Here is a 13,711-nt window from a genome sequence, read left to right as displayed (position 1 = left end):
TTCCCATCACCAGAAGGGTCCCGTTCTATGAATCCGACCATGGACGACGTCCAAGTGGTCCTCGCCGCCTTCGATGAATCCGAGTGGGACGAGCTTCGGATCGACTCCGGAGACTTCCACCTCCACGTGTTCAAGTCCTCCCGATTCGACCGCCCGGCCAGCACACTCGCGCCAGCCTCCGTCGGGAGTGCGGCCGCTACTCGGGCTACTGCTGCGTCGGCGACATCGGCGCCTGCGCCGACTGCGGCCGCTCCGCACGGCACGCCAGATGGCGGTCAACCGATCGTGGAGGACCATGGCGACGGCGTCGTGGTGCGCGCCCCCAGCTTGGGCACGTTCTACCGCGCTCCCAAGCCGGGCGCCGACCCGTACGTCGAGGTCGGAACGCAGGTGACTGCGAGTTCGCAGCTGGCTCTGCTGGAGGTGATGAAGCTGTACACCGCGGTTGAGGCTGGGGTCGACGGGGTCGTCACCAAGATTCTGGTGGAGGACGGCGGACTCGTCGAGCACGATCAGCCACTGTTCGTCATCGATCCTGGCGCGGCGTGATCGCTCGTGGATCGACTACTCATCGCCAATCGAGGTGAGATCGCCGTCCGCGTGGCCCGGTCGGCTCGAGCCCGCGGCATTGAGACCGTGTTGGCCGCCTCAGAGGCGGACCGGGACAGTCTCGCGGCGGGTGAAGTCGACCGGACCTTGGTCATCGGCGCCCCGCCCGCGTCGGCCTCGTACCTCAATGCGCCGCTGCTCATCCACGCCGCCATCCAATCAGGTTGCCAGGCCGTGCATCCGGGCTTCGGGTTCCTTTCCGAGCGTGCCGACTTCGCGGACGCTGTCGAGGACGCAGGCCTGGTCTTCGTCGGCCCCAGGGGGGAGACCATCCGTCGGATCGGCGACAAGTTGGGTGCCCGAGAGGTAGCCCGTGACGCCGGAGTGCCGATGGCAGAGGGGAGCGAGGAGGTCACCTCGACTGCGGAAGCGATCGAGATCGCGGCCTCCATCGGCTATCCGGTGATTACCAAGGCGTCAGCGGGTGGCGGGGGTCGCGGCATGCACGTGGCCAAGGACGCTGCGGAGCTTGAGGCGATCTTCGACTCTGCATCGCGGGAGGCCGAGCAGGCCTTCGGCGACGGCCGGCTCTACCTGGAACGGTTTGTTGAGCGGGCCCGCCACGTGGAGGTGCAGGTCTTCGGCGACGGGAACGGCCGCGTTGTCCACTTCGGCGAGCGCGACTGCAGCATCCAACGACGCCACCAGAAGATGGTCGAGGAATCGCCGGCGGCGTTGCTGTCAGCCGCGACCCGGGCTCGCCTCCACGAGGCAGCCGTGGCGCTGCTCCGAGCCATCGACTATCGGGGCGCCGGGACGGTCGAGTTCCTCTATGACCCCGACACCGACGAGTTCTACTTCATGGAGGTCAATGCCCGTCTGCAGGTCGAACACCCAGTGACTGAAGAGGTCAATGACATCGACCTCGTCGACCTCCAACTGGTCGTCGCCAGTGGCGATGACTTCCACTGGGACCAGTCCCGCATCAGCCAGCAAGGCCACAGCATCGAGGTCCGGATCCTCGCCGAGGATCCAGCCAACGGCTTCCGACCTTCACCGGGCCGCATCACCCGCTGGGACACGCCCAGCGGCGATGGCATCCGACTGGACAGCGCGGTGGCAGCTGGCTCGTTCGTCCCTCCCTACTACGACAGCATGATCGCCAAGCTGATCGTCACGGCCGACGACCGCGCCTCCGCCATCGACCTGCTCGGCAGAGCGCTCGACGACTTCCACGTCGAAGGCATCCACACCAACATCCCGCTGCTGTGCGAGCTGGCACGCGACAGCGCATTCCTCGACAACACCACCAGCACCCGCTGGCTCGACACTGCCGCCGAAAGCCTGATCCGGAGGGACACCGCATGACTCACGTCCAGATTCTCGACACTACATTCCGCGACGGCCAGCAGGCCGTGTGGGGGATGAGGATGACGGCGGGGATGGCCCTGCCGGTCGCACCCATCGCCGACCGGACCGGCTTCGACACCATCGATCTCACCGCCTCCTCGCTCTTCGAGGTGCTCGTTCGTACCATGCGCGAGAACCCCTGGGCCGGTCTCGACGCCATGGTGGCGGCCATGCCGAACACGCCCAAGCGTGCAGGTATGCGCTCGAATGCCTCGGTCACGTTCGGAATCACTCCAGACGCACTGATGGATGCCTGGATGCGACAGTTGAACGTCCATGGCATCCGCAGCACCTGGGTCTACGACGTGCTCTTCAACATCGACAAGATGTTGCGTCTGGCGGGCATCGCCAAGGAGTTCGGATCGACCTGCGCGGGTGCCCTGATGTTCACGTTGTCGCCGGTGCACACCGACGAGTACTACGCCGACAAGGCACGACGACTCGCCGCATCACCGGACATCGATTCCATCCTGGTCTACGACACTGCGGGTGTCTTGGAGAAGGAACGCCTCAGCACTTTGATCCCTGCGTTGATCAGCGTCTCTCAAGGGAAGCCGATCGAGATCCACGCCAACAACATCCTGGGCCAGTCCGGGAAGGCCTATCTCGACGCGGTGGACCTCGGTGTCACGGTCTTGCACACCAGCAACAAGCCGGTCGCGAACGGTCCGGCGGTGCCATCGACCCAGATGACCTGCCACAACCTGTCATTGCTCGGCCACACCCATGGCGTGGACACCGCACTGCTCGATCCGGTGGCGGAACACTTCGAGAAGGTGGGACGCACCATGGGGTGGCCGGTCCACCTCAACAACGAGTACGACGCTTTGGCCGTTCAGCACCAGATCCCCGGGGGCATGGTCGGAACGCTGCGTCAGAACCTAGCCCAGCACGACATGGTCGATCGGCTCGAGGAGGTCTTGTGGGAGACAGCGACCGTCCGGCGTGAGCTCGGATACCCGGGGATGGCGACGCCGTTCAGCCAGATCGTGGGCATCCAGGCCGTGCTCAACGTGGTCACCGGCGAGCGCTACGGACGCGTGAGCGACGAGGTCGTGTGGTACGCCGCCGGGCATTACGGCGAGATGGTCGCTCCGATCGACCCCAATGTGCAGGACAAGATCCTGTCGACGCCGCGCGCCAAGGAACTGGCGGCCAAGCCGCCGGAGCAGCCCACGATCGAGGAGCTTCGGAAGCGGCACGGCACCAACGACGACGATGAATTGCTGTTGCGTGCGCTGGTTCCCGAGACCGACCTCAAGCGGATGCGGGACGCAGGGCCGCTGAAGACAGTCTTCCCGCTGCTCAGCTCGCCTGAGATGGGCCAGGTCGTGGACCTGATGAACACCGTCAATGCGCCCTCGCTGCAGATGGCAATCGGTCAGATGAGCGTCGAGCTCCACAAGAAGGGGTACTGACCGTGACGACCGCGCCCCGCGTACTGCTGGTCAACGATGACGGGATCCAGGCCGAGGGCTTGGGCCTCCTGGAGCGGCAAGTGCGTGAGCTCACCGACGACGTCTGGGTGGTCGCCCCGCAACAAGAGAACTCAGGTGGCGGACATTCGGTGTCACTCGACAAGCCATTGCGCGCTCGCCAGATCGAGGACCGACGGTACTCGGTATCGGGCACTCCGGCGGACTGCGTTCTCCTCGCATATTGGGAACTGATGGATCGGCCCCCGGACCTGGTGTTCTCCGGAATCAACCACGGCGAGAACCTCGGTGAGGACATGACGTACTCGGGGACCATGGGCGCAGCCATGGAGGCCGCGATTCTCGGCGTACCCGCTGTTGCCTTCAGCCAGAAGAGAGTGCTGGGCCAGAAGCCCGACTTCACGTCTTCCGAAGTTGCCGGTCCGCCATTGCTCAAACAGCTCATCGACCTGGAGTGGGCGCCGGGACAGATCGTGAACGTCAACTACCCGGCACAGCTTGCCGATGACGGTCGGCCCCATGTCACCCATCTCGGTCAGCGCAAGCTCGGGACGTTCACGCCCATGGGTGGCGTGGACGGGCGGAACATTCCCTACTACTGGGTCAAGGTGCGTTACGACCCGGGCGAGCCGAAACCCGGTACGGACCTGCACGCTGTCGCGGATGGCCGGGTCACCGTCACCGCGTTGTCGATGGATCTGACCGCGCCGCGACTGAACGAGCAACTGCGCGACCACCTGGGTAGCACTCCCGGGGCAGACTGAAGGAGACGTGTCATGGCCGACCACCGACGCAAGACGATCATCACGTGCGCTGTCACGGGTGCCGTCCACACACCGAGCATGTCCCCGGCACTTCCGATCACTCCGGAGGAGATCATCAGCTCCGGTCAGGAGGCGTACGAGGCCGGCGCATCTGTGCTGCACCTGCACGCCCGCGACCCCCGGACCGGACAACCGACGCCAGACCCGGACGTGTTCATGGAGTTCCTCCCCGCGCTGCGGGCCGAGACCGACGCCGTGATCAACCTGACCACAGGTGGGAGTGTGCAGATGACGCTCGAGGAGCGTCTGGCCGCACCGATGCGAGCCAAGCCCGAGCTGTGCTCGCTCAATCTCGGGAGCATGAACTTCGTCTTCTCGCAGATGGCGAACTCTGACCATGATGAGTGGAAGCACGAGTGGGAGAAGCCCTTCCTGCTCGCCAGCGACGACACCATCTTCAAGAACACCTACCGCGACATCGAACGCATCTTGCGCGACCTCGGCGAGGCCCACGGCACACGGTTCGAGTTCGAGTGCTATGACGTCGGGCATCTTTACACCTTGGCTCATTTCGCTGAGCTGGGCCTGGCCAAGCCGCCGTTCTTCGTGCAGATGATCTTCGGCATCAAGGGCGGCATCGGCGCGCACGCCTCGCACCTGACCCACATGATGGATACGGCGCAGCGCCTTCTCGGCGACGACCATGTGGCCTCCGTATTCGCGGCCGGACGCCACCAGATTCCCTTCGCGACGACGTGCGCGGCCAACGGCGGGAATGTCCGGGTGGGCTTGGAGGACAGTCTCTACATCGGATACCACGAGCTCGCCTCGTCCAACGCCCAGCAGGTCGCCAAGATCCGCGGGATCGTCGAGGGCCTCGGGAACGAGGTGGCCACGCCGGACGAGGCTAGAGAGATGCTCGCGCTCAAGGGCGCGGATCGCGTCGACTTCTGACCAGTCCACTCTCGGTCGAGCCGATCGAGCAGCACCACACATAGCGAACGGAGGCGATCGAATGGACAAGACGGTCACGACAGCCAGGGAAGCTGTGGTCGACGTCCGGAGCGGGTCGACGATCGCGGTGGGCGGGTTTGGGTTGTGCGGCATTCCCTCAGTGCTCATCGAGGCGCTGTTGGAGCAGGGCGCAGAGCGCCTGGAGGCGGTGTCGAACAACTGTGGCGTCGACGACGCCGGCTTGGGCCAACTGCTGGCCGCGCGCCGGATCCGAAGGATGGTCTCCTCATACGTGGGAGAGAACAAGGAGTTCGCTCGGCAGTACCTCCAGGGAGAGCTCGAAGTCGAACTCACTCCACAGGGCACACTCGCGGAACGAATGCGGGCCGGTGGCTCGGGCATTCCCGCATTCTTCACCCCCACCGGTGTGGGTACCCAGATTGCCGAAGGCGGGCTGCCTTGGAAGTACGACTCCGAGGGAAGCGTCGAGGTGGCTTCCCCGGCGAAGGAGGTCCGAACTTTCGAGACCGACGATGGGCTCAAGGAGTTCGTGCTCGAGCAAGCCATCGTCGCCGATTTCGGCCTGGTGCGAGCTTGGAAGGGCGACCGGCACGGCAACCTCATCTTCCGGCAGACGGCGCGCAACTTCAACCCGCTCGCCGCAATGTGCGGCCGGGTCACGATCGCGGAAGTGGAGCACCTTGTAGAACCCGGTGAGATCGACCCCGCCGAGGTGCACACACCGGGCGTGTTCGTCCACCGCGTCGTTCCGCTGACCCCGGAGCAGGCCAAGGACAAGCGGATCGAGAAGAGGACGGTGCGGCCGTGAGCTGGACACGTGAAGAGATGGCAGCTCGAGCGGCCTCGGAGTTGACCGACGGGTCCTACGTCAATCTCGGCATCGGGCTTCCGACCCTGGTGCCCAACTACGTCGCCGACGACGTGGAACTGGTGCTGCAGAGCGAGAACGGCATCCTCGGCGTCGGACCCTACCCGGCCGAGGAGGACGTCGATCCCGATCTGATCAACGCCGGCAAGGAGACGGTGACACTGCGCAAGGGTGCGTCGATATTCGACTCCGCCACCAGCTTCGGAATGATCCGCGGCCGCAAGATCGACGCCGCAATCCTTGGCGCGATGCAGGTCTCGGCACACGGAGACATCGCCAACTGGATGATCCCCGGCAAGATGGTCAAAGGCATGGGTGGCGCCATGGACCTCGTCCATGGCGCCAAACGAGTGATCGTGCTGATGGAGCACGTCGCCAAGGACGGGACCTACAAGATCGTCGAGGACTGCTCATTGCCGTTCACCGGCAAGCGTGTCGTGCAGCGCATCATCACCGACTTGGCCGTCATTGACGTCACGCCGACCGATGCCGTGACCGAAAAGGTCGGGGGACTGCGACTGATCGAGCTCGCTCCCGGCGTCTCCGAGGACGAGGTCCGCGAGAAGACCCAACCCCACCTGTCGACCACATGAACCCGGCCCACAGCCACACCAACCGACACTCATGACCCAAGAGGAGAACACAATGGGACGTCTCCAGGACAAGGTTGCCATCGTCACCGGCGGAAGCGGCGGCATCGGCAAGGCCACGGCCCGACGGTTTTTGGAGGAGGGAGCCAAGGTCACGGTCGTTGACCTTTCACGCGAATCACTCGAGCAGACGGCGGCAGAGCTTGCCGGACTGGGAGATCTCCTCACGGTAGAGGCAGACGTCACCCAGGAGGATCAGACGAAGAACTATGTCGACAAGACCGTAGAAGCGTTCGGCACGGTTGATGTGCTCTTCAACAATGCGGGGATCGAGAGCAAGATCCAGCCGCTGGTCGAGGTCACTGTGGAGGACTTCGAGAGGGTCCAATCGGTCAACGTCACAGGAGTTTTCCTCGGGCTCAAGCACGTGCTGCCGATCCTGACCGCGAAGCGGAGCGGCAGCGTGATCAACATGTCTTCGAACGGTGGGCTCGACGGCACCCTCTATCTGGGTCCCTACATCACGAGCAAACACGCCGTGAGCGGCATGACGAAGACCGCGGCACTTGAAGTCGCCGCCTATGACGTCCGGGTGAACTCGGTCCACCCCTGCCCGGTCAACACCAGAATGATGCGGGAGATCGAGTCGGGCTTCAGCCCGGACAACGCAGCCGCCGCAGAGAAGGACTTCGCCAGCCGCATCCCGCTGGGTCGGTATGCCGAACCGGACGACGTAGCCAATGTGGTCGTGTTCCTGGCCAGCGACGAGAGCACCTTCCTCACCGGGGCCCAATACCGGGTCGATGGAGGAATGGGCGCAACCCCATAGCCCCCGGGACAGACCCGAACCAAGACATGATCAAAACATGACAGGAGTGAACCCATGACAACAGCAACCAGCAACGCTTCAGCCGGCCGCGTCACCGGGAAGGTGGCGTTCGTAACCGGCGCAGGCCGGGGCATCGGGCGTGCTACCGCCATCCTCCTCGCTCAGCATGGCGCGAAGGTCGCCGTTGCAGAGCGGGACCCTGACGTAGCCCAGGAGGTGGTCGACACGATCGAGTCGATGGGTGGGGAGGCAGCTCTCGCCGTCGTCGACGTCGCCGACGAGGACGGCGTGCGTCAGGTGATCGGTGAGGTCGTCGACCGCTGGAATCGCATCGACGTGCTCGTCAACTGTGCCGGCCTCGCGGGTATCCAGAAGCCCATCCACGAGGTCACGACCGCTGAGTACGACCGGGTTATGGACGTGAACGTACGTGGCATCTTCCACACCACCAAGTACGCCATTCCGGCGATGACGAACGGTGGCAGCGTCATCAATTTCTCGTCGATCTACGGGCTCGTGGGCGGAGCCTCCGCCGAATCTCCCTACTCCGTCTACCAGGCCTCGAAGGGCGCCGTCCTCGGCATGAGCAGGGGCGACGCCATGATGTATGCGAGCCAGGGGATCCGAGTGAACTCCATTTGCCCCGGATTCATCGATACGCCCATGGTGGCCGGATTCCTCGAAGGGACCGGCGACGCAGCGGCAGCTAGGGAAGCGGCCGCGGCCCTGCACCCCCTGGGAGACCTCGGCGAGCCCGATGACATCGCCTACGGCGTGCTCTATCTGGCTAGCGATGAGTCGAAGTTCGTGACCGGTACGGCGCTGGTTATCGACGGCGGGATGACGGCCGCATGAGCTCGACGGCGTCGACCTGACCCACCTCCGTCGATGACCGAATCTGGTGACCCACCCGCTCCGCCACCAACATCAGACGACCCGACCGCGTTCCCAGGAGTGGAATCCATGAACCGTGTCTCCTCCTCACTTAGTGGCCGCGACCTCGCAACGGTCGCGGTGTTCGCCGGTATCGTCGCCGCCTTGGGCCTCGTCCCGGCCATTCCGGCCCTCGGCGGCGCTGTGCCCATCACGGCCCAGTCCCTCGGCGTCATGCTGGCAGGAGCCATCCTCGGGCCGCGCCGAGGCGCCCTCGCATTGGTGGTCTTCCTCGCCCTCGTGGCGCTTGGGCTGCCCCTCCTGGCCGGCGGTCGCGGTGGCCTCGGCGTCTTCGCGGGGCCGTCGGTGGGATATCTGGTCGGATTCCCCATCGCCGCGTGCGCCGTCGGCGCCCTCACCTGGGCGGTGGGTGCGCCGTACCGCGTCGGCTGGGGGATCGTGGCCAATGTGGTCGGAGGCGTGGTGGTGCTCAACGTTCTGGGGATCGCCGGGATGATGATGCGGGCCGATCTCGGCCTGGCCACCGCAATCACCACGGCGTTGGTGTTCGTGCCGGGCGACCTGATCAAGGCCGTATTGTGCGCTCTGGTGGCGCGCAGCGTGCACGCCGCATCTCCGGGCCGGCTGCCCGCAGGCTATTTCCACCAGCACCCAGAGGCTGCTGATGCCCGGGGCTGAGGCTGTCGATGTCCTCGGGTCCGCTGCTGATCCCAGGGGCGCGTTCGCGAAGGCGCACAGGGACGGCTGCCTGCTGGGGCTCACCACCTCGGGAACCGCGGGGCGGCCGCGCACCGTGGTACGAACGACTCGCTCGTGGGTGGACTCGTTCCCCTATGCGGCAGGTCTGCTTGAGCTCGGCCCCACCAGTCGCGTCTGGATCCCTGGCCCACCAACCGCGACGATGAACCTCTTCGCCGGCGTTCACGCGGACTGGGCGGGGGCCAAGCTGGTGGACGGGCCGGAGGAAGCGACCCATGCGCACATGACGCCGCCGGCTCTGCGGCGTGAACTCGCGAGGCGTCGTGGTGACCTCGCCGGTGTACACGTGGTGACGGCGGGGGATCGGCTCGACCGCCCCACGCACGACGCCGCACGTGCCGCGGGAGCTCGGGTCAGCCACTACTACGGCGCCGCCGAGTTGTCGTTCGTCGCCTGGGGTGAGCACGCCGACGGTCTACGCCCGTTCCCGGGAGTGGAGGTGGCCGCGCGAGACGGCGAACTGTGGGTCCGGTCCCCCTACGTGTCCGAGGGCTACCTAGAGCCCGACCATTTGCTCCGTCGCGACGCTGATGGCTGGGTGACCGTTGGAGACCGCGGCCGGGTCGAGGACGGCCTCGTCACGGTTCTCGGGAGAGCGGGCGGGATCACGACCGGTGCAACTACCGTGCTCGTGGCCGATGTCGAACACCTCTTGCGACGCCATGCGACAGGCGAGGTGGTCGTGCTCGGGGTTCCGCACAGTGACCTCGGGGAGGTCGTGGTCGCCGTGGTTTCTCGCCGAGATGACATGCAGAGCCTGCGGACCGTCTCACGCCAACTGCTTGACCCGCCTCAGCGGCCGCGACGCTGGCTGCACATCGACCCGCTGCCGCTGACGGGCAACGGAAAGATCGACCGAAGCGCGGTGGCGACGATGACAGCAAGCCTCCGACCGTGACTGACGAGCCCCCCGTGATCATCGCCGCCGCCCGGACGCCGATCGGCAGCGCTGGCCACTCTCTGTCCCACCTGACGGTCGAGCAACTCGGCGCGCCGGTCCTGCGGACTCTCATCTGTGACCTGGGCCTCGACCCGGGTGACGTCGATGACGTGATTCTCGGCAACTGCACGGGGCCGGGAGGCAATGTGGCTCGCCACGCGGCACTATCGGCATCGATGCCCTCCCGCGTTCCGGGACTCACTGTCGACCGGCAATGCGCGAGTGGTCTGGCCGCAATTGATATCGCTGCACAGATGGTGGGCAGTGGTGCTCGAGTCATTCTTGCCGGTGGGGTCGAGTCGGCGAGTACTGCCCCTTGGAAGTTCTGGCCACCTGTCGACGGTGGCGAGCCGGTTCGGTACCACCGCGCCGCGTTCGCTCCGCCGCAGGACGACCTGGACATGGGCATGGCCAACGACCTGCTGGCCGCCGAGGCAGGCATCTCGCGGATGCGTCAGGACGCCTATGCGGCCGGTTCGCACGCCCGCGCGATGTTGGCTCGCAGCGCGGGCGCCTTCGACCAGGAGATCGTCGCTGTCGGCGGGTGCGAGCGCGACGATCGGCCCCGGCCAGGGCTCACGGTCGAGCGTCTCGCGCGGCTCAAGCCAACCTTCCGATCTGAGGGGACGGTGACGGCCGGCAACTCGTGCGGTATCAGCGACGGCGCCGCGGGCGTGGCTGTGGTCAGTGCCGAGATGCAGCAGGGCCTGGCGCTGCCCGGACTCCGCATATTGAGCACTGCAACGGTTGGCGTCCCAGCCGCGCGCCCGGGGCGTGGAATCGTCCCTGCGGCGTATTCCGCGCTCGACAAGGCTGGGATCAGCCTCGAGGAGATCGACGTCATCGAGTTCAACGAAGCCTTCGCGGGCCAGGTGCTGGCATGCTGTGACGAGCTCGGCCTGGACCCGGCTCGTGTGTGCCGCGAAGGCGGTGCGTTGGCCCTCGGGCACCCCTGGGGTGCGTCTGGTGCGGTGCTCGCGGTCCGGCTGTTCTCCCAGCTTGTCACCAGGCGGGCGGGGCGTTATGGCCTGGCCGCCATCGCCGCCGGCGGAGGCTTGGGCGTCGCCATGGTGGTGGAGTCGGTGGTGGGGTCATGCTGATCGACATCAAGGACGTCTCCCACCGCTACGCGGGCCGAGCCGAGCCGGTGGTGGACGATCTGAGCGTTAGGTTGGACGAGCGGCGCGTCGCCGTCATCGGAGCCAACGGGTCAGGAAAGTCGACCTTCGCTCGGATGCTCAACGGGCTCGTGATTCCTTCCGCGGGAACCGTGAAGATCGGCGGGCTTGACACCAGCCGTCACGGACGTCAGATCCGCAAGAAGGTCGGGTTCTGCTTCACCGACCCGGACACGCAGATCGTGATGCCGACTGTGGCCGAGGACGTCGCCTTCGGCCTCCGCCGTCGAGGCTGGTCGAAGGCCGAGATCGCCGCACGGGTCCATGACCAGCTGGCCACCTACGGCCTCGATCGGCACGCCGAGCACGCTGCCCATCTGCTGTCCGGAGGCCAAAAGCAACTGCTTGCGCTCGCCTCGATCCTCATCACTGAACCCGACCTGCTCGTCATGGACGAGCCGACCACGCTGCTCGACCTCCGGAACACCCAGATGTTCGCCGACCTGGTCTCCAGCCTGCCGCAACAGGTCGTCATGGTGACCCACGATCTTGACCTGCTCGCCGACTTCGATCGCGTACTCGTCTTCGACCAGACGCGCCTCGTTCACGACGGTCCCCCTGCAGAGGCGGTTGCCTTCTACCGCGCACTGATGCGGGTTGACGCGTGATGATGCACGCCAGCCTGTACCGCCCCGGCAACTCAGTCCTCCACCGGCTGCCCGCGGGCCTCAAGCTCTCAATACTCCTCGCTGCCGGTGGCTGCTCCATCCTCGTCCAGACCCCGACCCAGACCACGACCGCACTCGGGTGTGTCCTACTCGGATACGTGGTTGCGAGAGTTCCCGCCCGCGCGGTCCTGCAGTCGTTGCGTCCGCTGGTGTGGGTCATCCTGGCGCTCGGACTCTTCCAAGCCCTCATCATGGGCTGGCCACGCGCCTTCGTCATCGTGGGCGTGATCGTGGCGCTCGTGCTGCTCGCCAACCTGGTCACGCTCACCACCCGAACCAGTGACCTCGTCGACGTCGTCGTCCGGCTTAGCCGACGCGTCCGCTTCCTTGGCATCCACCCCGAGTCCATCGGCCTGATGCTCAGCCTCGCGATCCGGGCAGTGCCCCTGGTGGCCGAACTAGCAGCCCGAGTCAGAGAGGCCCAGCAGGCACGGGGACAGACCATCAGCCCACGCGCGTCCGCGGTGCCGCTCATCCTCGGCACTCTGCGTCGCGCCGACGAGATCGGGGACGCACTGGCTGCCCGTGGCTACGACGATTGAGCCTGTGCCATCGCAGTTGGTGACGTGAGGGCCGCTGGGAGAGTCCCCTCAGCCGGCAACCCGGGCATGCGGTGTCGCGCTAGCCGATCGAGCCGCCATGGCCGAACCTGGGACGATCCCCCGCCGCCTCTCACCGAGCGCCAGACACGGGCAGACGCAATTGACCAACGCCGAGGCTGACCTTCAAGCGCCTGCGCCGCAAGTCGGGGCCGGGCGAGCGACGCCTGACAGCCTGGCACCTTCTTTGACGGGACTCGCGGATCAGGGACGTCTCGTCAAAGGTCACCGCGGCTCGGTCGTCAGTCTTCGCTGCATCTCGACAATTGACAACTGGCTGTCACTGTCAAGATCTACAAGAGCGGTCGATTTTCGGGACTTGGGTGCGGTGACGGCTGAGCTACACGCTGGTAAGCACGGTCGGCTGCCTGCGGCCGGGGAACGCAGCCGTGAGGGCACGCAGAACAGAGCAGTGTCAGGCCGCAGGCGCGAGAGACGAGAGGAGCCAGCCACGCGGTGAGAGCACCCACCTCGTGCGGCGCGGTGCTCCGGTTGAGGATCGACGTGCGGGACAGACAAGTCAGGCGGAGTCTCGCGCGTTCAGATGTGGCACGGCTACGCCAGGAACGGGGATTTCGAGGGCGGTGCAGATGGGTTCCCAACCGTCGGAGACCCGCCACTCAATGAGGCGGCCCTCAGGACAGGTGCGACGCACGTCCTCGACGTGAGCGTCGTACGCCGCGATCGCGTGTTCCCGGTCGAGGAAACCCTCCCAGCCGCCGAAGTGCTCGTCCCATACCGCCGCGAGCAGCTCGGCGACTTCCGGGGGTCCCACGTCCCGGCCCGGTCCCGTCCACTCGTGAATCGAACCGAGCGCGCTGTCGTACCAGGACTCGGCATCGCGCACAGTCAGCAGTACGTGCGCCGCTGGCCACAGCTCGGCGAACTCGCGCCACTGCCAGCAGCCCGGCCAGTCGACGCAGGACTCGTATTCGCGCAACTCAACCGGCCAGTCGACGTGCCGGCCAGCACGGTGTTCGTTCCACAGCCGTGCCAGTTCCGGATGCGGCCAAACATCCTGCATCTGAAAGCAGGGGCCGAGGCCGAGCAGCTCTAGAGCAGCCGCGGCCGACGTCGTACCGGTCCGACCCCAACTCGCGCCGATGACACGCATGCCGTCATTGTGCCCGAACGGGCTTTGCCACGAGTCCGGTACGAGCTCGCGAGGTGTGCAACGGACGCTGCCCCTGTCCCACAGGGGATCGGTGGCCGGCCACGGTCGACGCGGACCGTCTCAAGCTCGCGCTCCGAA

At 66.0% G+C, this 13,711-nt stretch carries 15 protein-coding genes; 14 read left to right on the top strand and 1 reads right to left on the bottom strand.

Translation table 11 applies throughout. The annotated features are described in order from the left end of the window. Window positions 1–39 precede the first annotated feature (39 nt). The 14 genes from K8W59_RS19825 to K8W59_RS19760 all read left to right on the top strand — a co-directional run bounded on the left by K8W59_RS19825 (window position 40) and on the right by K8W59_RS19760 (window position 12,402). A complete protein-coding gene (locus K8W59_RS19825) occupies window positions 40–549 on the top strand; it encodes an acetyl-CoA carboxylase biotin carboxyl carrier protein (protein ID WP_223396696.1) in 510 nt (169 codons plus the stop codon). A 6-nt stretch (window positions 550–555) separates the two neighbouring features. Beyond that, entirely contained in the window at window positions 556–1,917 is a 1,362-nt protein-coding gene (locus K8W59_RS19820; protein ID WP_223396695.1) for an acetyl-CoA carboxylase biotin carboxylase subunit, read from the top strand. Then, window positions 1,914–3,377, top strand: coding sequence for a hypothetical protein (locus K8W59_RS19815; protein ID WP_223396694.1), 1,464 nt, complete (start codon window positions 1,914–1,916; stop codon window positions 3,375–3,377). Before K8W59_RS19820 ends, K8W59_RS19815 begins: the two co-directional genes overlap by 4 nt. Window positions 3,378–3,379: 2 nt before the next feature. Beyond that, complete coding sequence (gene surE, locus K8W59_RS19810; RefSeq protein ID WP_223396693.1) at window positions 3,380–4,159, top strand: 5'/3'-nucleotidase SurE; 780 nt, start codon at window positions 3,380–3,382, stop codon at window positions 4,157–4,159. A gap of 12 nt (window positions 4,160–4,171) precedes the next feature. Further along, window positions 4,172–5,113 (top strand): BKACE family enzyme, encoded by a 942-nt coding sequence (locus tag K8W59_RS19805; protein ID WP_223396692.1) that lies wholly within the window; start codon window positions 4,172–4,174, stop codon window positions 5,111–5,113. 61 nt (window positions 5,114–5,174) lie between these two features. Then, window positions 5,175–5,942, top strand: a complete 768-nt coding sequence (locus K8W59_RS19800; protein ID WP_223396691.1) for a CoA transferase subunit A — start codon at window positions 5,175–5,177, stop codon at window positions 5,940–5,942. Further along, window positions 5,939–6,595 carry a CoA transferase subunit B gene (locus K8W59_RS19795; protein ID WP_223396690.1) on the top strand — a complete coding sequence of 219 codons (657 nt, stop codon included), beginning with the start codon at window positions 5,939–5,941 and terminating at the stop codon, window positions 6,593–6,595. Before K8W59_RS19800 ends, K8W59_RS19795 begins: the two co-directional genes overlap by 4 nt. A 52-nt stretch (window positions 6,596–6,647) precedes the next feature. After that, a complete protein-coding gene (locus K8W59_RS19790) occupies window positions 6,648–7,421 on the top strand; it encodes an SDR family NAD(P)-dependent oxidoreductase (RefSeq protein WP_223396689.1) in 774 nt (257 codons plus the stop codon). Window positions 7,422–7,475: 54 nt separating this feature from the next. Further along, window positions 7,476–8,276 carry an SDR family NAD(P)-dependent oxidoreductase gene (locus K8W59_RS19785; protein WP_223396688.1) on the top strand — a complete coding sequence of 267 codons (801 nt, stop codon included), beginning with the start codon at window positions 7,476–7,478 and terminating at the stop codon, window positions 8,274–8,276. Between the two features lie 108 nt (window positions 8,277–8,384). Next, the gene (locus tag K8W59_RS19780; RefSeq protein ID WP_223396687.1) at window positions 8,385–8,993 is read left to right on the top strand and encodes a biotin transporter BioY; all 609 of its coding nucleotides are present in this window, start codon (window positions 8,385–8,387) and stop codon (window positions 8,991–8,993) included. Further along, a complete protein-coding gene (locus tag K8W59_RS19775) occupies window positions 8,980–9,972 on the top strand; it encodes an AMP-binding protein (protein ID WP_223396686.1) in 993 nt (330 codons plus the stop codon). Before K8W59_RS19780 ends, K8W59_RS19775 begins: the two co-directional genes overlap by 14 nt. A gap of 14 nt (window positions 9,973–9,986) precedes the next feature. Next, window positions 9,987–11,114 (top strand): thiolase family protein, encoded by a 1,128-nt coding sequence (locus K8W59_RS19770; protein WP_223396685.1) that lies wholly within the window; start codon window positions 9,987–9,989, stop codon window positions 11,112–11,114. Beyond that, window positions 11,108–11,800 (top strand): energy-coupling factor ABC transporter ATP-binding protein, encoded by a 693-nt coding sequence (locus K8W59_RS19765; protein ID WP_223396684.1) that lies wholly within the window; start codon window positions 11,108–11,110, stop codon window positions 11,798–11,800. The genes K8W59_RS19770 and K8W59_RS19765 overlap by 7 nt, the downstream gene beginning before the upstream one ends. Continuing rightward, complete coding sequence (locus tag K8W59_RS19760; RefSeq protein WP_223399972.1) at window positions 11,800–12,402, top strand: energy-coupling factor transporter transmembrane component T family protein; 603 nt, start codon at window positions 11,800–11,802, stop codon at window positions 12,400–12,402. The genes K8W59_RS19765 and K8W59_RS19760 overlap by 1 nt, the downstream gene beginning before the upstream one ends. Window positions 12,403–12,979: 577 nt before the next feature. Here K8W59_RS19760 and K8W59_RS19755 read toward each other — a convergent pair. Continuing rightward, window positions 12,980–13,573: a sulfotransferase family protein gene (locus K8W59_RS19755; RefSeq protein WP_223396683.1), complete on the bottom strand. Its 594-nt coding sequence runs from the start codon at window positions 13,571–13,573 to the stop codon at window positions 12,980–12,982. Window positions 13,574–13,711: the final 138 nt, after the last annotated feature.

The organism is Nocardioides rotundus (assembly GCF_019931675.1).
Lineage (GTDB): Bacteria > Actinomycetota > Actinomycetes > Propionibacteriales > Nocardioidaceae > Nocardioides > Nocardioides rotundus.
This window is presented reverse-complemented; position numbering and strand designations above follow the sequence as displayed.